The sequence below is a fragment of the Sulfitobacter sp. HNIBRBA3233 genome, from assembly GCF_040149665.1.
In the GTDB taxonomy this organism is placed as follows: Bacteria; Pseudomonadota; Alphaproteobacteria; order Rhodobacterales; family Rhodobacteraceae; genus Sulfitobacter; species Sulfitobacter marinivivus.
The window spans coordinates 2,287,839-2,306,918 of record NZ_JBEFLP010000001.1 but is presented as its reverse complement, the minus strand read 5'-3'; the positions used below and the strand labels follow the sequence as shown (position 1 = coordinate 2,306,918).

Genomic DNA, 19,080 nt, shown 5'->3' with positions numbered 1-19,080 from the left:
ACTGGTGCCTTCTTTGTGAGCGACTTCTTTACCTGACGCTTTTCGCAGGAAGGAACCGAGTCGATGCGATATCGCAAAGAAATGTACAGTGCAGTTGCAACGATCTGCTGTGCTATCGGGGTCGGCTTCTTTATGCAGCAATCCCAATCCGCGCAGACGCTGTACAGCAACGATCAGGCTTCCACCGGCGACAGGCTTGCCAATGCGGAGGCGGCGATCCTCGACGTTGAGGAAATCACGCTGACTTCGGGCAATCTCGAAACGGGGGCGGCGATCGCTGCACCAGATGCCATTGTCAACCTTGTCGCAAGCGACGCGCCGCAAAAGCCGGGCGCTCCTGTCGATTTGGCCGAAGACTCCGCCCTTACAGTACCTACAGCTCAAGCCACTGCCGCGACGGACAACGTATGCGACATTACCGCAGAGGCCCGCCCGATCGCTGCCGCGATGGTGCAGCTGACGCTTGATGCGCCTTGCATGGCCTCGGAGCGGGTCACCGTCCTGCACAGTGGCCTGTTGTTCAATGAAATGACCGACGCCGAAGGGCAACTCGACGTGGCCATGCCGGCCATGGCGCAGGATGCGATGTTTGTTTTCGCCTTCTCGAACGGGGAAGGCGCCGTTGCGCAGGCCGATGTCGAGGAATTCAGCAATTTCGAACGCGTTGCCGTCCAGTGGAAGGGCAATACCGGCTTTGAACTACATGCGCGGGAATTCGGTGCCACCTACGGCGAGGACGGCCATGTGTGGTCAGGTGCCATGCGCGACATGTCTTTCGGTGTCACCGGCGAGGGCGGTTATATCTCGCAGCTGGGCAATCGCGAGATCGCGGATGGTCTCGTCGCCGAGGTCTACACACTGCCGACCCGCACGACCCTGTCCAGTGGCGATATCGATCTGAGTGTCGAAGCCATGGTCAGCGAGGGGAACTGCGGGCTGGAAATCGAGGCGCAGACATTCCAGACCGGAATAGGCTCCGACATCGTGTCGAAGGATCTGACCCTTTCGGTGCCCGAGTGTGACGCCGCAGGGAACTTTCTGGTGTTGAATAATCTCTTCGAAGACCTGAAAGTTGCGTCCAACTAACGCAACGCTGAGGTCACATGAAAAGAGTGATACGTGCGGCGGTCTTCGCCGCACTTTTTCTTTCTGGCGCACCGCTTCCTGCCATGGCGCAGGATGTGACCCTGACCTCGCGTGATAGCGAGGTCGAGATCAACGGCACGTTGCTGGGCTTTGACGGAGAATTCTACAGGGTCGAGACCGAATACGGCGAGTTGACGCTCGACGGGTCCGGTGTGAACTGCGCGGGTCCGGGGTGTCCCAACCTGCAGAACTACGTGGCCGAGCTACAGATCTCGGGCGCGGCGACGATGGGCGCCGTGGTGATGCCCGCCCTGCTGGAGGCCTTCGCCCAGAAGAACGGATACACCACCGAGCGCGAGACCGAGGGGGAGGCCACGACCTTTACCTACCTGCTTCGCAGTACCGACGATAAGAGCGTTGCGGCGCGGTTTTACTTTCGCGCCAGCAATACCGACGAAGGTTTCGCCGATCTTCTGGCGGACGAGGCCGACATCGTCATGTCTCTGCGCGAGATCAGGCCGGACGAACGGATCCGCGCCCGCGAGGCCGGTCTGGGCGACATGACTGGTCGAAACCGAAGCCGCGTCCTGTCTCTGGATGCGATTGTGCCGGTCGTCTCTCCGTCCAATCCGGTGCGCGGCATCTCGCCCGAACGTCTGGCCCGCGTATTGGCCGGAGAGATCACCAATTGGGCGCGATTGGGGGGCCCGGATGTTCCCATAGACCTTCATTTGCCCGACGAAGGTTCAGGATTGGGGCAGGCGATATTCGACCAGATCCTGCGCCCCGCGCAGCTGGAGGCGGTCGCCGAAAGCGCCACACGCCACGCGCTGCCATCGTCGCTTGCTGCCGCAGTCGAGGACGATACATTCGCGCTTGGTCTGACCAGCTACGCGGATCGGGGCAATACCGTGGATCTGACGCTGACCGGCACCTGCGGCTTTTCGCTGAAGGCGTCGCGCCGCACCATCAAGACCGAGGATTATCCGCTGACCGCGCCGATGTTCCTGTATTTTCCCGCACGGCGCTTGCCGCGCATCGCGCGGGAATTTCTGGCTTTCACCCGCGGCCCCGCCGCCCAGATCGTGATCCGGCGGGCCGGATTCGTGGATCAGTCCCCCGAAGAAATCTCTGTGGAAGAGCAGGGAAACCGGTTCGCGAACGCTATCCTCGCAGCGGGGACGGAAACCACACTCGAAGAGGTGCAGCGCATGACAGCGACGCTTGCGCCGATGGCGCGGCTGTCTACGTCGTTTCGGTTCGAAGCGGGGTCAATCAGGCTGGACGCGCAGTCACGCTCGAACGTGCAGCAGCTGGCGCGTGCGCTCGAAGTCGGGACCTATGACGCGCGACGGCTGCTGTTTGTCGGTTTCAGTGACGGTAACGGCCCCGCCGAGGCAAACCGCGAGATCGCCCTGCGGCGCGCGGATGCGGTCCGCCGCGCCGTCACCGAAGCGGCCGTTGCCGTGGAGGCGGGGCGCGTTGAGCTGGGCGTTGACGCCTTCGGTGAAGCCATGCCAATGGCCTGCGACGACAGCGCGTGGGGCCGGCAGGCCAACCGGCGCGTCGAGGTCTGGGTGCGCTGAGCCTAGCGGAATTCCAGCGGTGCGTATTTCAGCAAAACCGGCACCACGAGGTCTTCCTCGTCTACCAGATGCCGGTCGAGCATGGGGGCGAAGCCGCTGATCGTCCGGTGAAATTCCGCAACGGGGTCGGTGATGTCGTCTCCGGCCTTCAGCACCGCGTTCGCCGATTCCGCCAGCGCTGAGAGCAGCGCATCCATCTGGTGGTGGTCCCGATCCAGAATGTCGAAACCGCGCGCAAGACCGGTGTCCAAACGGGACATGACCGGAAAGTAATGCGCATCCTCGATCTGGTGGTGTCCGTGCAGCTCTCCGATGAGCATGCCACCGAACCGGTGCAGTTTGCGCCGGTAGGTGTCCGGATCGTCGCGCTTGTCCAGCATCGCTTCGGCATCGCCAAGAAGCTGTGTGTTCAGGCGGCGAAACATCAGATGACGGTCCAGCCAGAATGCGATCAGTTGCGAATAATTCGGGTTCTCCTCCCAGCCCGCGCGGGGATATTCGGTCAGGAGAGCGCGCAGCGCGTCCGGCAGGCCGGAGCGCTTGGTGAGATCGAAGTCGGATTTTTCATTGGTCATACGCCAAAGCTAGTCCGCGATTCCGGCAGGGAAAGACGCTAGAGGTAGCCTTCTGCACGGAAGCTGAGTTCGGTGGATTTTCCGATAATCAGATGGTCGTGTAGCGTGATACCCAGCGCATCGCAGGCGGCGTTGATCCGGTTGGTCATGTCGATATCCGCCTGCGACGGGGTCGGATCGCCGGAGGGATGATTGTGGACGAGGATCAGCGCACTGGCATTGAGTTCGAGCGCGCGTTTCGCCACTTCGCGCGGGTAGACCGGAACATGATCGACGGTGCCCTGCGCCTGCTGTTCGTCGCCGATCAGGACATTCTTGCGGTCCAGATACAGAACCCGAAATTGTTCGATTTCGTGATGCGCCATCGTGGTATGGCAGTAATCCAGCAGAGCGTCCCACCCCGACAGGGCGTGGGTTTTCATGACCTTGGCGCGGGCCATCCGGCGCGCCGCAGCGGCGACGATCTTGAGCTCGACGATAACGGCATCCCCCACGCCCGAGATATCGCGCAAACGGGCCTCTGACGCGGTGATGACGCGGTTGAAGTCGCCAAAGCGGTCCATCAGGGCACGTGCGAGCGGTTTCACGTCCCGGCGTGGAATGGCGCGGAAAAGGACGAGTTCCAGCATCTCGTAATCCGGGATCGCGTCCGGCCCCCCGGCCATGAAGCGCGCCCGCAGACGTTGGCGATGGTCGGCAATATAGGACGGCTGCTTGCCCCCGACTGCCGCAGCGGTCGGGGCTTCATCAAGGAGAAAGGGAAGGGGCTGTTCATCGAATTCGCGCATGCCACAGGATTGGCCAAATGTGGTTACCAAGGCGTTAAAATCCGGAGCGCACAAATGAAAACGCCGGCCCCAGACGGACCGGCGTTTTTTCGTTCTCTGCGGTGACTGCGCGGGCAGGGCCCTCAGATCAGCCCTTCATCGAGTCCCAGAAGCTTTTCACGCTCGAAAAGAAGCTGCTGCTTTCGGGGTTGTTCTCTTCCGAGAGATCCTCGAATTCGCGAAGCAACTCTTTCTGGCGAGAGGTCAGGTTGACCGGTGTTTCCACCGCCAGCTCGATGATCATGTCGCCGGTGCCACCGCCGCGCAGATGGGGCATGCCCTTGCCCCGCAGTCGCATCTGGCGCCCTGACTGGCTGCCCGCGGGCACCTGCACACGGCCACGGCCCCCGTCGATTGTGGGCACCTCGATGCTGCCGCCCAGTGCGGCACTGCTCATCGAGACGGGCACCCGGCAGAAAAGGTTCGCGCCGTCCCGCTCGAACAGTTCATGCGGCTTCACCTCGATGAAGATATAGAGATCACCTGCAGGGCCGCCGCGCATGCCTGCCTCGCCCTCTCCGCCCAGACGGATGCGGGTGCCGGTTTCAACGCCAGCGGGGATATTGACCGACAGCGCGCGGTCTTTTTCCACGCGCCCCGCACCGTGGCAGGTGTTGCAGGGGTTCTTGATGATCTGGCCAAGGCCCGAACAGGTCGGACAGGTCCGTTCGACCGTGAAGAAACCCTGTTGGGCACGCACCTTGCCCATGCCCGAACAGGTCGGGCAGGTTGTCGGTTCGGCACCGCCTTCGGCACCCGATCCGTTGCACGCATTACAGGCAACCGACGTGGGCACATTGATGGATTTCTGAAGACCGCTGAAAGCTTCTTCCAGCGTGACGCGCAGGTTGTAACGCAGGTCCGCGCCGCGGGCCGCACGACGACCGCCGCCGCCCTGTCCGCGACCGCCCATGAAATCGCCGAAGAGATCGTCGAACACATCGGAAAATGCGGAAGAGAAATCCCCCTGACCGCCGCCCATCCCGCCGCCGGGACGACCGCCACCGCCGCCCATGCCACCCTCGAAGGCGGCGTGGCCGTAGCGGTCATAGGCTGCTTTCTTGTCGGCGTCTTTCAGTACTTCGTAGGCTTCATTGGCTTCCTTGAACTTCGCCTCCGCATCCGGATTGTCCTTGTTCCGGTCGGGGTGCAGTTCCTTTGCCTTGGTGCGATAGCCCTTTTTGATCTCGTCAGCTGACGCGCCTTTGGCGACGCCGAGAATCTCGTAGTAGTCTCGTTTTGCCATGACTTGTTTCCTTTACTGGAACGCGAAGGGCCGGCCCGTCTGTCGGACCGGCCCCGTCATCAATTCCGCCGGGCGGCGTTACGCACGCTTGTTGTCGTCGAGATCTTCGAACTCGGCATCGACGATGTCATCGTCGTCGGATTTCGCACCGTCGGATTCATCCGCCGCCTGTGCCATATCCTCGCCTTCGTCCTGCGCGGCCTTGTAGATCGCCTCACCAAGTTTCATGGCCGCTTCGGTCACGTTCTGGATGCCGGATTTGATCTTCTCGGCGTCGTCGCTTTCCATCTCGTCCTTGAGCGCGGCAATCGCAAGCTCGATCGCTTCGACCGTGGTCGGATCGACCTTGTCGGAGTGCTCCTCAACCGATTTCTCGGTGGAGTGGATGATGCTCTCGGCTTGGTTCTTGGCGTCGACCAGCTCGCGGCGCGCCTTGTCGGCATCCGCGTTCTCTTCGGCGTCCTTGACCATTTTCTCGATATCCTCGTCGGACAGACCGCCCGATGCCTGGATCGTGATCTTCTGCTCCTTGCCGGTGCCCTTGTCCATCGCGCCCACCGACACGATGCCGTTGGCGTCGATGTCGAAGGTCACTTCGATCTGGGGCATGCCGCGTGGGGCAGGCGGGATGTTTTCAAGGTTGAACTGGCCCAACATCTTGTTGTCGGCTGCCATTTCACGCTCACCCTGGAAAACCCGGATGGTCACGGCGTTCTGGTTGTCTTCCGCGGTCGAGAAGATCTGCGACTTCTTCGTCGGGATCGTCGTGTTGCGGTCGATCAGGCGTGTGAACACGCCGCCCAGTGTTTCGATACCAAGGCTCAGAGGCGTCACGTCGAGCAGGACCACGTCCTTGACGTCACCTTGCAGAACACCGGCCTGGATGGCCGCGCCCAGTGCGACAACTTCGTCGGGGTTCACGCCTTTGTGGGGCTCTTTCCCGAAGAACTTGGTCACTTCCTCGATCACTTTGGGCATACGGGTCATACCACCCACGAGGACCACTTCGTCCACGTCGGAGGCCGACAGGCCCGCATCCTTCAGCGCCGCGGCACAGGGCTTCATCGATGCCTTGATCAGGTCGCTGACGAGGCTTTCCAGTTTCGCGCGGGTCAGCTTCATCACCATGTGAAGCGGCTGGCCGTTGGACCCCATCGAGATGAAGGGCTGGTTGATCTCGGTCTGGCTGGAGGACGAAAGTTCGATCTTCGCTTTCTCTGCGGCCTCTTTCAGACGCTGCAGCGCCATCTTGTCCTGTGTCAGGTCAACCTGGTGCTCTTTCTTGAACTCGTCGGCAAGGTAGTTGACGATCCGCATATCGAAGTCTTCACCGCCAAGGAACGTGTCACCGTTGGTGGATTTGACCTCGAACAGGCCATCGTCGATTTCGAGAATGGTCACGTCGAACGTACCGCCGCCAAGGTCATAGACCGCGATGGTTTGCGTGTTTTCCTTGTCGAGACCGTAGGCCAGCGCCGCGGCTGTCGGCTCGTTGATGATGCGCAGCACTTCGAGGCCCGCGATCTTGCCCGCGTCCTTGGTTGCCTGACGCTGGGCGTCGTTGAAATAGGCAGGGACGGTGATCACGGCCTGAGTGACTTCTTCACCGAGATACTTCTCGGCGGTGTCTTTCATCTTGCCGAGGATGAAGGCGGAGATTTGGCTGGGGGAGTATTTCTCGCCCTTGGCTTCGACCCATGCGTCGCCGTTGCCGCCGTCGATGACGTTGAACGGCATGTTCTTGCGGTCTTTGGCCAGATCAGGGTCGTCATTGCGGCGACCGATCAGACGCTTCACGCCGAATACTGTGTTTTCCGGGTTGGTGACGGCCTGACGCTTGGCCGACTGGCCAACGAGGCGTTCGTCATCTGTAAAGGCAACGATGGAGGGCGTGGTGCGAGCGCCTTCCGCGTTTTCGATCACGCGGGGCTTGCTGCCGTCCATGATGGCCACACAGGAGTTGGTAGTACCAAGGTCGATACCGATAACTTTAGACATGTTTTCGATCCCTCATTTTTCTCAAGGCGATTGCACGAAGCAGGGGCCCGTTTCGGCACCCTTGCCCCGATCTCTTTTCGCTGGGTGCCTCTCGCCTCCAGCGGTTCGGAGCGTATATAGGCAGGGGGTCGGGGTGCTGCAACCTTGGTGCACACGCAGATGTGAGGAATCTTCCTCAAATCCCGAAAATTCAGCGTAAAGAGGTGCGAGGGCCGTGAAACTTCAGGTCAGAGGCTTTGAAATACACAAAGGTTTGCTGGATGCGGCGGCCCAGCGCGGGATTCTGGACGCGGTGCGCAAAGTGGTCGCGCAGGCGCCGTTCTTTCGGCCCGACACGCCCTACGGCAAGCCGATGTCGGTGCGGATCACGGCGGCGGGGGTCTACGGGTGGTTTTCCGACAAGGCCGGCTACCGCTACGTGCCCGCCCACCCGTCAGGCAAGCCGTGGCCCGCAATCCCCGGCGAGGTGCTGAGCATCTGGTCGCAGGTGACAGCGCTCGACCGGATGCCAGAGTGTTGCCTGATAAACTACTACGGGCCGGATGCGCGCATGGGGCTGCATCAGGACCGCGACGAGGCCGAAATGCAATGGCCTGTGGTTTCGATTTCACTGGGCGACGACGGGTTGTTCCGGATGGGTAACGTGACCCGCGGTGGCAAGACCGAAAGCATCTGGCTGCAATCTGGCGATGTGGTGGTGATGGGCGGCGACGCGCGGCTGGCCTATCACGGGGTGGACCGGATCAGGCCGGGGTCATCGCGGCTATTGCCCAAGGGCGGACGCCTGAACCTCACGCTCAGGGTCGTCACCTGACAAGGTCTGTGGTCAATCTGCTCTGACGGAACCCCTCGGGCAGGCCTGCGTCAGCGCCGCGCGCTCCAGCTGAGAGAGGCATGACGCCGGGTGTAGAATTCGCCCATCAGGCCCAGCATGACCAGAACGAGCCCGACCCAGAAGGCGTACATCGGATCGCTGTTGCGGGGATTGTAGTTGACGAAGGCAAATCCGCGCGCCTGATCGATGGTGTGGAACAGCGGGTTCCAGTCGAACATCGCCAGCATGAAAGCGGGCAGCGTGTTGGCGACAAACATCTTGCCGGAGGCGATCATGTTCGCGCGCTGATAAATCGTCTGGAACAGCGATACCGCCGTCGGAAACCACGGCTTGAGCGACAGAAGGACCAGACCGACTGCCGCGCCGCTGAACCACGACAGCAACAGCATTCCGAATGCCGCTGCCGGTTGATCGATTTCGACCGGATTCCACGCGACGTGATAGGCAAAAAGGATGATCGCCAGCGACAGCACCTGAATATACAGCGACCCAAGTGCCGCGGAGAGGATCGCGATGATCGTGTTCATCGGCGCGTGCTGCATCATGGGGCTGGCCGGCCCTTCGGATCCCGCCACCGCGCCCAGCGCCTTCGTATGGGTCATGTAGAGGAAGATGCCGGACATGATGTAGACCAGAAAATCGCCACGCACCGCCGCGCCGCGCATGCCGAGGATCGAAAACATGATGAAGAACACGCCGACAAAAATCACCGACTGAAGAATGTTCATTCCGATGGCAAGGAACGCGTTGTTATGTGTCCGGCGCACAGACCGGACGATCGAATGATACACCAGTTCGAACATCGTCATGACGACGACGAGGGTGGACCGGTTTTTCCGGATCGGTTGGAACATTGCTCTGCCGCCTGTGCTATGTGGCTCTATCGCACGGAATTCTTGCCGTTCCGTTGCAAACGCATCATAAGCTTCGCGAGCGACATATCAACGAAGGATGGCAGGAGTTGGGCATGGATTTCGAAAAACTGGCGCGCGTTTCCCGGCGTCTGGCGCTTGAAGCGGGCGACGCGATCATGGAAATCTACGGCCAGGATGATTTCGACGTCCAGTCCAAGGACGACGACAGCCCCGTCACTGCCGCCGACAAGGCCGCCGACAAGATCATCGCCGAAGGTCTGCGCGCGGTGTTTCCGGATGTCCTTCTTGTCACTGAAGAGCAGGCCGCGACACACTCCGTAGAGGGCGATACATTCCTCATCGTCGACCCGCTGGATGGCACCAAGGAGTTCATCCACCGTCGCGGTGATTTCACCGTCAATATCGCCTATGTCGACGGCGGTGTTCCGGTGCGGGGCGTGGTCTATGCGCCCGCGAAGGGGCGGATGTTCCTGACCGGCGCGGATGGCCAGTCCGTCGAGGAAACGGGCCCCTTCGACAAGGAGGAGATCGGCGCGTTGAGGGAAATCTCTGTCGCACGGGCCGACAACGATGCGCTGATGGTCGTGGCGTCGAAATCCCACCGGGATCAGGCGACCGACGATTACATCGCCAAGTACAGCGTCAAGGATATGACCAGCGCGGGATCGTCGCTGAAGTTTTGTCTCGTCGCGACCGGGGAGGCGGATATCTATCCCCGGCTCGGTCGGACGATGGAGTGGGATACCGCCGCGGGCCACGCGGTGCTTGCCGGTGCCGGGGGCGCGGTGGTGCGGTTCGACGATCACACGCCGCTGCGCTACGGCAAGGCGGATTTTGCCAACCCGTTCTTCATCGCCCACGCACCCAGCGTCACGCTTCAACGAAACTGACGCGCGGACCGGGGGGCGATGACCGATGAGTGACCCGACCGTCAGTGTCATCGTCGTCAGCCGTCACAGACCGCAGGCCTTGCAGAGGTGCCTTACCGGCCTGTCCCAGGTGCAGTACCCCGCGTTCGAGATCGTGGTGGTTGCCGATCCCGCAGGGATCGATGCCGTCGACGCCATGGCAGGCATGGAGATGGTAAAGCTGGTCCCTTACAACGTCGCGAATATCTCGGCGGCGCGCAATCTGGGGATCGCGCAGGCCGCGGGGGATATCGTGGCGTTCATCGATGACGACGCGGTGCCAGAACCGACGTGGTTGCGCCATCTGGTGGCTCCTGCCGCGCATCGTGACGTGGCCGCGGTGGGTGGTTTCGTGCGTGGGCGCAACGGCATCAGCTACCAGTGGCGCGCGCGCACGCTGGACACCTTCGGAAACCCCCATCCCGTCGAACTGGATCCCTATCAGGCGACGGTTCTGATGCCGCCGAAGGGCAGGGCGATCAAGACCGAAGGCACCAACATGGCGGTGCGCCGGGATGTGATCGTGGCGCTGGGCGGCTTTGACTCCGCCTTCCGGTTCTTTCTGGACGAGACGGATTTGAACATGCGTCTTGCGCGGGCGGGCCATGCCACCGCAATTGCCCCGCTTGCCCAAGTCCACCACGGCTTTGCCGCCAGCGCGCGGCGCCGGGAGGACCGCGTGCCCCGCGATCTGACCGAGATCGGTGCAAGCTGGGCGGTGTTCCAGCGCAAATACATTCCCCCCGCCGAGCGCGCCTCCCATTGGGCCGAGATCACGTCCGGTGAACGGCGCCGCCTTCTCCGGCACATGGTTTCGGGCAGGTTGATGCCCGGCGAGGTGCGGTCTTTGATGCGCGGACTGCGGGACGGGTACGCCGAAGGGCAGACACGCAGCTTCGGCGCGTCCACGGTGCCGCGCCACTCCGTCCTGCCATTCCGGCCTTTCCCTGCGCGTGCACGCAACGCGCGGTTTACCGCCGTGCGCGGGTTGCGGGGCAAGGCCGCTATCGCTGATGCCGCCGCACGGGTATCGGTCGGAGAGACCATCGAAACCGTACTGGTCCTGTCGCCCAGCGCTTTTTTTCACCGCAGCTGGATGACGCCCGAGGGCGTTTGGGTTCAGCGCGGAGGGCTTTTTGGCAAGGCAGAGCGTAGCGAACCCCTCTTCCGGCTGAACTCCTTTCGGGGCCGCGTGCGTCGCGAAAAGCAGCGGATTGCGCGGGTGCGGGGAATTGATGTGTGAAATATTCCTGTTCGCGGACCGCTCCATTTGACATAGAGGGGCGAAAAACCATTTGCTCGTAGCGCAGTACCGTGCGCGCACGGGTCATATTTTAATCCCAATCGGGTGCAAATGCCCGACGAGCAGAGCTTGCCGAAGACTGAGAGACCAAGATGAACAACAAAGTCACGACCGCGATTTTCCCTGTAGCCGGGCTTGGAACACGGTTCCTGCCCGCGACCAAATCGGTGCCGAAGGAAATCATGACACTCGTGGACAGGCCCCTGATCCAGTACGCCATCGACGAAGCGCGCGCGGCGGGGATCACGGAATTCATATTCGTTACGTCACGCGGCAAAGGGGCGCTTGAGGATTACTTCGATCTGGCACCCAACCTCGAAGAAGAACTGCGCGCCAAGGGCAAGGACGATCTGCTTCACGCGCTGCAGGACACCAACATGGACAGCGGTGCGATCGCCTATATCCGCCAGCACAAGGCGCTGGGCCTTGGTCACGCGGTCTGGTGTGCCCGCCGTCTGATCGGCGACCAGCCGTTCGCGGTGATCCTGCCCGATGACGTGATCGCCGCAGAGAAGCCCTGCCTCAAGCAGATGGTCGAGGCCTACGAGGAAACAGGGGGCAACATGGTTGCGGCGATGGAAGTCGCGCCTGAGCGCACCTCGGCTTACGGAATTCTGGATGTGGAGCAGAGCGACAGCAACCTTTTCGAGGTCAAGGGCATGGTCGAAAAGCCGCCCGCCGGTCAGGCGCCATCGAACCTTGCTGTGATCGGGCGCTATATCCTGTCGCCATCGGTGCTGCGCAATCTTGACGCGAAATCCACCGGCGCGGGTGGAGAGATTCAGCTGACCGACGCCATCGCTGCGGATATCGGCACGGAAAACAAGGTTTACGGCTACCGTTTCTCGGGGCAGCGTTTCGATTGCGGCTCCAAGTCGGGTTTCCTGCAGGCGACAGTGTCCTTCGGTCTGAGCCGTCCTGAATTGCGCGACGACCTGGCCGGATACCTCAAGGATCTGGTGCCCGGACTGGAGTGATGGCGATGACGGACGGCCCGCATGTGCTGGTAACGGGTGGGGCCGGTTACATCGGCAGCCATGCCTGCAAGGCATTGCGTGGGGCGGGCTATGTGCCCGTAACATTCGACAACCTCGTGACCGGCTGGCGCGATGCGGTGAAATTCGGCCCGCTGGTCGAAGGTGATCTGCAGGATCGTGCCGCGCTGGACGCCGCATTCGCGACCTACAGTCCCGTGGCCGTGATGCATTTCGCAGCCCTCAGCCAGGTCGGCGAAAGCATGCAGGTGCCCGGCCGCTACTGGCGCAACAACGTTCTGGGGTCGCTCAACCTGATCGAGGCGGCGACGGCTGCGGGTTGTGACAGGTTCGTCTTTTCCTCAACCTGTGCCACCTACGGGGATCAGGACAATGTGGTGCTGGACGAAAACAGCATTCAGGCGCCGATCAACGCCTACGGCGCGTCGAAACGCGCGATCGAGGACATGTTGCGCGATTTCGAAGCCTCCAACGGCCTGCGGCATGTCATCTTTCGCTATTTCAATGTGGCAGGTGCGGATCCTGACGCCGAGGTGGGAGAATTCCACCAGCCCGAAACCCATCTGGTGCCGCTGATGCTGGACGCCATCGACGGCAAGCGCGACGGGCTGACGATTTTCGGCACGGACTATGATACGCCCGACGGGACGTGCATTCGCGATTACGTGCATGTCTGCGATCTGGTGGATGCCCATGTGCTGGGTCTTCGCTGGCTGGACGAAGGCAAGGGCAGCCGGGTGTTCAACCTTGGGACAGGGACCGGTTTTTCGGTGCGCGAAGTCATCGATCACAGCGCGCAGGTGACCAATCGCGCAGTGCCGGTGGTTGAGGGCGCGCGACGCCCGGGCGACTGTACAAAACTCGTTTCGGGTTCGACCCGCGCCGAGAACGAGCTTGGCTGGAAACCCCACCGGTCGACCATGGACCGGATGATCACCGACGCTTGGAGATGGCATCAAACTGGGCATTACTCCGAATAATCCGCCCTCCGCGCGGCTTCTGGATCTGACGCGGCTGGCGCGGCGCGCGGGGCGTGTGGCCACGGGGATCGACCGGGCCGAGATGGCCTATCTCGAACGGCTGGTGCAAGAGCCGCTGCCGGTCTGGGGCCTTGTGCGAACGCCGTTGGGCTACATCCTGCTGGACCGGAACGGCCTTGCGGATTTCGCGCGTCTGCTGCGGGCCGAGATCGCCCCCGGCCCACCCGATTTTCTGTCCCGGCTTGCGCGGGGTCACGACCGGGCGGCGCGATCGTTCCAGTCGGCCCTGCGCCGTCTGGCGGTGGCGCGGTGTCTGCCGGGAGGTCTGCCCCGAATGCTGCGCAGGGTGCTGCCCGCGCGCTGTGCCTATCTCAACGTCGGGCATTCCAACTTGACCGAACGGGTCTTGAAGGCGGTACGCACCGTGCCGGAGGCAAGGATCGCCGTGATGATCCACGATGTCATTCCATTGACACACCCCGATTTCCAGCGCGCGGGATCTGTCGCGCCGTTCGAGGCAAAGCTGCGGCGTGTCCGGCGCTACGCGGACGTGATCCTGTACAACTCCGCTGATACGGCCCGAAAGACGCTGGATATTCTCGCGGGGTGGGGGGCGGTGCCGCAGGGGATCGTTGCCCATCTGGGCACAACGCCGGTCGCGCCCGACCCTGGTGGGTTGCCCGACGGGTTGCCGCCCGCCTCCCCCTATTTCATCACCGTTGGCACCATCGAGCCACGCAAGAACCACGCGCTTTTGCTGGATGTCTGGGAGGCGCTCGGCCCCGATGCACCCATGCTTCTGATCGCGGGCAATCGCGGCTGGCGGAACGAGGACGTTTTTGCCCGCCTCGACGCGATGCCACCCACTGGGCCGGTGCGCGAGGTTGCGGGTCTGGATGACGGTGCGCTCGCGGCCTTGGTGGAGGGGGCCCACGCACTGCTATTCCCGAGTTTCGCAGAAGGGTTCGGCCTGCCCGCGGTCGAAGCCCTGCGGCTGGGCACGCCGGTTTTGTGCAGCAATATAGAGACATTCCGCGAAGTCCTTGGAGACAGTGCGGTTTACTTGGAAACAGATGGGTGGCAAAATTGGAAATGTCGGGTAGTTGACTGGTCAAAAAGGTCTCGGGAGGAAATCAGGATAAGCAATTTTGAAGCACCGGAATGGGATGCGCACTTCAAGATTGCCTTAAGTTATACCTGATAGCCGGATGAGAAGGCCGATGGCCGATTGTGTGAGGGCAGTTTTTGGGTGCGATCAATTCCTATCGCCTGCGGCTGCAGCGGAAACGCTGGAGAGTGAGGGCATTCAGGAAACGACGCGAGTTGAAATGCGTCGTGGACCGGACCGATCAGATTCGGGACGAAGATATCCTGTTGTTCTGCACGCAGCGAAATGAACGCATTCGCCTGTCCTACTTTCTCGACTACTACCGCGAGCAGGGCGTCAATCACTTCTTCTTTGTGGACAACGACAGCGACGACGGGTCGCTTGAGTATTTGCGGTCGCAGCCGGACTGTTCGGTGTGGTTCACGCGTGCAAGCTACCGCCGGTCCCGTTTCGGAGTGGACTGGCTGAACTGGCTACAGCGCAAATATGCCCACGGCCACTGGTCGCTGACAGTCGATCCCGACGAATTCCTCGTTTATCCGTTCTGCGATACGCGCCCCCTTCGGGCGCTGACCGACTGGCTCGATGCGTCCTCGATCAAGTCGTTCTCGGCGATGTTGCTGGATATGTATCCCAAGGGGCGGCTGGACGAGCAGCCCTACCGCGAGGGTCAGGATCCCATCGCCATCGCGTCATGGTTCGACAGCGGCAACTACACGATGTCGCGCAACCATGCCTTTACGAACCTGTGGATACAGGGCGGACCGCGCGCGCGCGTGTTCTTCCGCGATGATCCCGCACGCGCGCCTGCGCTGAACAAGGTGCCGCTGGTCAAATGGGACAAACGGTACGTCTACGTCAGCTCAACCCATATGTTGCTGCCGCGCGGGTTAAATCAGGTCTACGACGAATGGGGCGGGGAGAAAGCCTCGGGCGTGTTGCTGCATGCCAAGTTCATCGACACTTTCGGCGCGAAAGCCGCCGAAGAGCTTGAGCGCGGGCAGCACTATGCCGGATCGGTGGAATACAAGGCCTATGCCGAAAGGGTCCGTGAGAACCCGCAGCTTTGGTGCAAGTGGAGCGAGAAATACATCAACTGGCGCCAGCTCGAGATCCTCGGCCTGATGTCGAAAGGAAACTGGGCATGACCGCGCAGGTGGGCGTTGTGATGCTGGTGCACACGGCACTCGGCCGCGCCGAGCAGGTTGCACGGCACTGGGCCGCGTCGGACGTTCCTGTCGTGATCCACGTCGACCAGATGGTCCCGAAGAAAACATTCGAGGCGTTTCAGGCCGCCCTTTCCGATGTGCGGAACCTGATGTTTTCAAAGCGCTACCGGTGCGAATGGGGAACCTGGGGTATTGTCGCCGCGTCGCAGGCCGCGTCCGAGATGATGTTGGCAAGCTTTGCAGAGGTACGCCATGTCTATCTGGCATCCGGGTCGTGCCTGCCGCTGCGTCCGGTAAAGGAACTGGTCGACTATCTGGCGGATCGTCCCCGCACCGATTTTATCGAAAGCGCGACCACGGCAGACGTCCCCTGGACCGTGGGCGGTCTGGACGAGGAACGCTTTACCATGCGCTTTCCGTTCTCGTGGAAGCGCAACCGTTTTCTCTTCGACCGCGCTGTGAACTTTCAGCGCCGGTTCAATATCCGGCGCCGGATACCGCCGGGCATCGTGCCGCACATGGGGTCGCAATGGTGGTGCCTCTCGCGACAGACCCTGTCCGCGATTCTGCAGGATCCCGAACGTGCGACCTACGACCGATATTTCCGCCACGTCTGGATCCCCGACGAAAGCTATTTCCAGACCCTCGCGCGCCTCTATTCGACCAACATCGAAAGCCGGTCGCTGACGCTGTCGAAATTCGATTTTCAGGGCAAGCCGCACATCTTCTACGATGACCATCTTCAGCTGTTGCGCAGGTCTGACTGTTTTGTGGCGCGCAAGATCTGGCCCTATGCCGACAGGCTGTATCAGGCGTTCCTGACAGACGCCGAAAGCGCGATGAAGCGGACAGAGCCCAACCCCGGAAAGATCGACCGCATTTTCGCCAAGGCCGTCGAACGTCGAACACGCGGGCGATCGGGCCTTTACATGCAGTCGCGGTTTCCCAACGAGGATTGGGAGAACGGCGTCACCGCTGCCGAATACTCTTTGTTTCAGGGCTTTGCAGAACTGTTCGAGAATTTCGAACCTTGGTTGCACAACGCAACGGGGGCCCGCGTCCACGGGCATCTTTTCGCGCCGGAGCGCGCCCATTTCGCCGACGGCCAGACCACGCTGAACGGCGCGCTGAGCGACAGCGCGCTGCAGCGCGATTACAACCCCGAAGCGTTTCTGACGAATTTGATCTGGAACACCCGTGGCGAACGGCAATGTTTCCAGTTCGGTCCGATGGACAACCAGAAAATCAACTGGCGGGTGGCAAAAGACCCCAACGCGCAGATTTCGGTGATTACCGGTGCGTGGTCCGTGCCGCTGTTCAAATCAAACCTCGATTTTGCGGACATCCGGCGTCTGGCCGCCAGAATGCAAAAGATCGAAAGCGACCACATGGACATCCTGCGCTCCCCCTATGCCAAGGCGCGGGTGCGGATCTGGAACATGGCGGAATTCATCGAAGCGCCGATGGAGCCGCTGCAGGGTATTCTTGACGAGATCGGGCAGGTGCGGATCAGGCGCCTGTCGGAAGCGCCGAAGATGGTCGATCTGTCGGGCTTTGGGCAATTCTTGCAGAACCTGAAAAACCAGGGGATGCACCCCTATCTGATGGGTGATTTCCCGGTCGAGCGGGGGCCTGTCGCCAGCCCCGATGTCCCGCGCAAACCATATCTGGTGAAATAGATGACGACACGATTCGACAGCTTCGTGGTGTTCGCGGAAATGCGTACGGGATCCAATTTTCTCGAAGCGAACCTGAACTCTTTTGACGGAATCGAATGCCACGGGGAAGCGTTCAATCCGTTTTTCATCGGCTATCCGAACACTTCCCAGATTCTGGGTGTGGATCAGGCAACCCGCGATCGTGACCCGGCGATCTTGTTGCGGGCGATCCGGTTGCAGTCTGGCAAGATGGCGGGATTTCGGTATTTCCACGATCATGATCCGCGCGTTCTGGACATGGTGCTGGATGATCCGCGCTGCGCGAAGATCATTCTGACCCGCAATCCGCTGGAAAGCTACGTCAGCTGGAAGATCGCGCAGGCAACGGGACAGTGGAAGCTGACCGATGTCAAAGCCCGCAAGGCGGCGCAGGCTGTTTTCAAGGCGGATGAATTCGAGGCCCATCTGGAAGAGCTTCAGTCCTTCCAGATCACGCTGATGAACCGCCTTCAGACGACGGGCCAGACCGCTTTCTACGTCGCATACGAGGATCTGCAGAGCGTCGAGGTGATGAACGGCATCGCGGCGTTTCTGGGGGTGCCGGAAGCGATCGAAGAACTGGACAAGAATCTCAAGAAACAAAACCCCAGCCCGCTCAGCGAAAAGGTCGCCAACTACGGGGCGATGACGCAGGCTTTGGCGCGGCTGGACCGGTTCGACCTGACCCGCACCCCGAATTTCGAACCCCGCCGGGGGCCGAACGTGCCGAGCTATGTGGCAGGTGTGCGCGCGCCGCTTCTTTATATGCCGCTGGCAGGGGGGCCGTCGCAGAGCATTCGCCGCTGGCTGGCCGCGCTGGATGGTGAGAAACCCAATGCGCTGGGCCAGAAGATGACCCAGAAGGACCTGCGGCAATGGAAGCGCAAGAACATCGGCCACCGCAGCTTTACCGTTCTGCGGCATCCGCTTCTGCGCGCGCATGAGGTGTTCTGCCATCGCGTCCTGAATGCGGGGCAGGGAAGCTTCCTCCAGCTGCGCCGCACCCTTGTCCGTCGCTATAAACTGCCGTTGCCCGAAGAGGGCACAGAACAGCAGATCGACGCTGCGACCCAGCGCGCCTGCTTTGTCGCGTTCCTTGAATTTCTCAAAGGTAATCTGGCGGGGCAGACGGCGATACGTGTCGATCCGGCGTGGGCTACACAGGCGCAGAATATCCAGGGCTTCGGCGAATTCAGCTTGCCGGATCTGATCCTGCGTGAAGAGGATCTTCAGCAAGAACTTACCGCCCTTGCCCAGCGGGTGGGGTATTCGACAGTGCCGGAGATCAGCGCGCCGGAACCGCGCGGCCCCTTCGCGCTATCCGACATCTACGACGACGCCCTCGAAGCGCTCTGCGCCGATGTCTACCAGCGCGATTACATGATGTTCGGATTTGATCGCTGGCGCTGATCAGGCGGCTTTGACGTTATGCGCCTCTGTGAGGATCGTATAAAGCGTTCCGGGATTTGGATTGGCCCGCAGTTTTGAACACACGGCATTGTCACGCAAGGTGCGCGACACCAGCGCCAGTGCCTTGAGGTGTTCGACGCCCGCGTCTTCCGGTGCGAACAGGCTGAAAGCGATATCGACGGGCTGCCGGTCAACCGATCCGAAGTCGACGGGTTTTTCCAGCAGAACGAAGAGGCCGCAAACTTCGGACAATGCTTCCATCCGGGCGTGGGGCAGGGCAACGCCGTGCCCCACACCGGTTGGACCAAGGGCCTCGCGTGCGAGAAGGGCCTCGACCACCTCGCTCGCTGTCAGGTCGTAGGTTGCTTCTGCCAGCTCGCCAATCTCGCACAGCAACCGTTTCTTGCTGCTGGTCGAAGAAAGCACCTTCACGCCCTGCGGCGGAATGAGTTTCGCAAAATTCATACGTACGACTGTCCCTA

At 61.4% G+C, this 19,080-nt stretch carries 17 protein-coding genes; 11 read left to right on the top strand and 6 right to left on the bottom strand.

What is annotated here, in order from left to right:
* Positions 1-132: 132 nt before the first annotated feature.
* Both ABMC89_RS11325 and ABMC89_RS11320 read left to right on the top strand, forming a co-directional pair.
* Entirely contained in the window at positions 133-1,086 is a 954-nt protein-coding gene (locus ABMC89_RS11325; protein WP_349568035.1) for a hypothetical protein, read from the top strand.
* Positions 1,087-1,103: 17 nt separating this feature from the next.
* Positions 1,104-2,672, top strand: coding sequence for a phosphate ABC transporter substrate-binding/OmpA family protein (locus ABMC89_RS11320; protein WP_349568034.1), 1,569 nt, complete (start codon positions 1,104-1,106; stop codon positions 2,670-2,672).
* 2 nt (positions 2,673-2,674) lie between these two features.
* Here the strand turns inward: ABMC89_RS11320 and ABMC89_RS11315 are convergent, their stop codons facing one another.
* The 4 genes from ABMC89_RS11315 to dnaK all read right to left on the bottom strand — a co-directional run bounded on the left by ABMC89_RS11315 (position 2,675) and on the right by dnaK (position 7,318).
* Entirely contained in the window at positions 2,675-3,247 is a 573-nt protein-coding gene (locus tag ABMC89_RS11315; RefSeq protein ID WP_349568033.1) for a hemerythrin domain-containing protein, read from the bottom strand.
* A 38-nt stretch (positions 3,248-3,285) separates the two neighbouring features.
* Entirely contained in the window at positions 3,286-4,035 is a 750-nt protein-coding gene (gene radC, locus ABMC89_RS11310; protein WP_349568032.1) for a RadC family protein, read from the bottom strand.
* A 127-nt stretch (positions 4,036-4,162) separates the two neighbouring features.
* Complete coding sequence (dnaJ, locus tag ABMC89_RS11305; protein WP_349568031.1) at positions 4,163-5,320, bottom strand: molecular chaperone DnaJ; 1,158 nt, start codon at positions 5,318-5,320, stop codon at positions 4,163-4,165.
* 78 nt (positions 5,321-5,398) lie between these two features.
* Complete coding sequence (gene dnaK, locus ABMC89_RS11300) at positions 5,399-7,318, bottom strand: molecular chaperone DnaK (RefSeq protein ID WP_349568030.1); 1,920 nt, start codon at positions 7,316-7,318, stop codon at positions 5,399-5,401.
* Between the two features lie 214 nt (positions 7,319-7,532).
* On the opposite strand from dnaK, the gene ABMC89_RS11295 reads away from it, so the two are divergent.
* Positions 7,533-8,132 (top strand): alpha-ketoglutarate-dependent dioxygenase AlkB family protein, encoded by a 600-nt coding sequence (locus ABMC89_RS11295; protein ID WP_349568029.1) that lies wholly within the window; start codon positions 7,533-7,535, stop codon positions 8,130-8,132.
* Positions 8,133-8,182: 50 nt separating this feature from the next.
* Here ABMC89_RS11295 and ABMC89_RS11290 read toward each other — a convergent pair whose 3' ends face one another.
* Positions 8,183-9,007, bottom strand: a complete 825-nt coding sequence (locus ABMC89_RS11290) for an ABC transporter permease (protein ID WP_349568028.1) — start codon at positions 9,005-9,007, stop codon at positions 8,183-8,185.
* 113 nt (positions 9,008-9,120) lie between these two features.
* Here ABMC89_RS11290 and cysQ point away from each other — a divergent pair, with 113 nt between their 5' ends.
* The 8 genes from cysQ (at position 9,121) to ABMC89_RS11250 (ending at position 18,598) form a co-directional block, all read left to right on the top strand.
* Positions 9,121-9,918: a 3'(2'),5'-bisphosphate nucleotidase CysQ gene (gene cysQ, locus ABMC89_RS11285; protein ID WP_349568027.1), complete on the top strand. Its 798-nt coding sequence runs from the start codon at positions 9,121-9,123 to the stop codon at positions 9,916-9,918.
* 25 nt (positions 9,919-9,943) lie between these two features.
* Positions 9,944-11,179, top strand: coding sequence for a glycosyltransferase family 2 protein (locus ABMC89_RS11280; RefSeq protein ID WP_349568026.1), 1,236 nt, complete (start codon positions 9,944-9,946; stop codon positions 11,177-11,179).
* A 152-nt stretch (positions 11,180-11,331) separates the two neighbouring features.
* The gene (gene galU / locus ABMC89_RS11275) at positions 11,332-12,216 is read left to right on the top strand and encodes a UTP--glucose-1-phosphate uridylyltransferase GalU (RefSeq protein WP_349568025.1); all 885 of its coding nucleotides are present in this window, start codon (positions 11,332-11,334) and stop codon (positions 12,214-12,216) included.
* Positions 12,216-13,214 (top strand): UDP-glucose 4-epimerase GalE, encoded by a 999-nt coding sequence (gene galE, locus ABMC89_RS11270; RefSeq protein WP_439655647.1) that lies wholly within the window; start codon positions 12,216-12,218, stop codon positions 13,212-13,214. Before galU ends, galE begins: the two co-directional genes overlap by 1 nt.
* A 55-nt stretch (positions 13,215-13,269) precedes the next feature.
* Positions 13,270-14,415, top strand: coding sequence for a glycosyltransferase family 4 protein (locus ABMC89_RS11265; RefSeq protein ID WP_349568024.1), 1,146 nt, complete (start codon positions 13,270-13,272; stop codon positions 14,413-14,415).
* A gap of 68 nt (positions 14,416-14,483) precedes the next feature.
* The gene (locus ABMC89_RS11260; protein WP_439655664.1) at positions 14,484-15,470 is read left to right on the top strand and encodes a glycosyltransferase family 2 protein; all 987 of its coding nucleotides are present in this window, start codon (positions 14,484-14,486) and stop codon (positions 15,468-15,470) included.
* Positions 15,467-17,170 carry a DUF5927 domain-containing protein gene (locus tag ABMC89_RS11255; protein WP_349568022.1) on the top strand — a complete coding sequence of 568 codons (1,704 nt, stop codon included), beginning with the start codon at positions 15,467-15,469 and terminating at the stop codon, positions 17,168-17,170. The genes ABMC89_RS11260 and ABMC89_RS11255 overlap by 4 nt, the downstream gene beginning before the upstream one ends.
* Positions 17,171-18,598: a sulfotransferase family 2 domain-containing protein gene (locus ABMC89_RS11250; protein ID WP_349568021.1), complete on the top strand. Its 1,428-nt coding sequence runs from the start codon at positions 17,171-17,173 to the stop codon at positions 18,596-18,598.
* Here ABMC89_RS11250 and ABMC89_RS11245 read toward each other — a convergent pair whose 3' ends face one another.
* Positions 18,599-19,063: a PTS sugar transporter subunit IIA gene (locus tag ABMC89_RS11245; protein WP_349568020.1), complete on the bottom strand. Its 465-nt coding sequence runs from the start codon at positions 19,061-19,063 to the stop codon at positions 18,599-18,601. It abuts the gene before it with no gap.
* Positions 19,064-19,080: the final 17 nt, after the last annotated feature.

Excerpts from the sequence above, each read along its gene's own strand:
- ABMC89_RS11255 (WP_349568022.1), top strand. The coding sequence starts at position 15,467 with ATGACCGCGCAGGTGGGCGTTGTGATGCTGGTGCACACGGCACTCGGC.
- dnaJ (WP_349568031.1), bottom strand. The coding sequence starts at position 5,320 with ATGGCAAAACGAGACTACTACGAGATTCTCGGCGTCGCCAAAGGCGCG.
- ABMC89_RS11290 (WP_349568028.1), bottom strand. The coding sequence starts at position 9,007 with ATGTTCCAACCGATCCGGAAAAACCGGTCCACCCTCGTCGTCGTCATG.
- ABMC89_RS11245 (WP_349568020.1), bottom strand. The coding sequence starts at position 19,063 with ATGAATTTTGCGAAACTCATTCCGCCGCAGGGCGTGAAGGTGCTTTCT.
- galU (WP_349568025.1), top strand. The coding sequence starts at position 11,332 with ATGAACAACAAAGTCACGACCGCGATTTTCCCTGTAGCCGGGCTTGGA.
- ABMC89_RS11250 (WP_349568021.1), top strand. The coding sequence starts at position 17,171 with ATGACGACACGATTCGACAGCTTCGTGGTGTTCGCGGAAATGCGTACG.
- ABMC89_RS11320 (WP_349568034.1), top strand. The coding sequence starts at position 1,104 with ATGAAAAGAGTGATACGTGCGGCGGTCTTCGCCGCACTTTTTCTTTCT.
- ABMC89_RS11280 (WP_349568026.1), top strand. The coding sequence starts at position 9,944 with ATGAGTGACCCGACCGTCAGTGTCATCGTCGTCAGCCGTCACAGACCG.
- ABMC89_RS11315 (WP_349568033.1), bottom strand. The coding sequence starts at position 3,247 with ATGACCAATGAAAAATCCGACTTCGATCTCACCAAGCGCTCCGGCCTG.
- ABMC89_RS11325 (WP_349568035.1), top strand. The coding sequence starts at position 133 with ATGCAGCAATCCCAATCCGCGCAGACGCTGTACAGCAACGATCAGGCT.
- radC (WP_349568032.1), bottom strand. The coding sequence starts at position 4,035 with ATGCGCGAATTCGATGAACAGCCCCTTCCCTTTCTCCTTGATGAAGCC.
- galE (WP_439655647.1), top strand. The coding sequence starts at position 12,216 with ATGGCGATGACGGACGGCCCGCATGTGCTGGTAACGGGTGGGGCCGGT.
- dnaK (WP_349568030.1), bottom strand. The coding sequence starts at position 7,318 with ATGTCTAAAGTTATCGGTATCGACCTTGGTACTACCAACTCCTGTGTG.
- cysQ (WP_349568027.1), top strand. The coding sequence starts at position 9,121 with ATGGATTTCGAAAAACTGGCGCGCGTTTCCCGGCGTCTGGCGCTTGAA.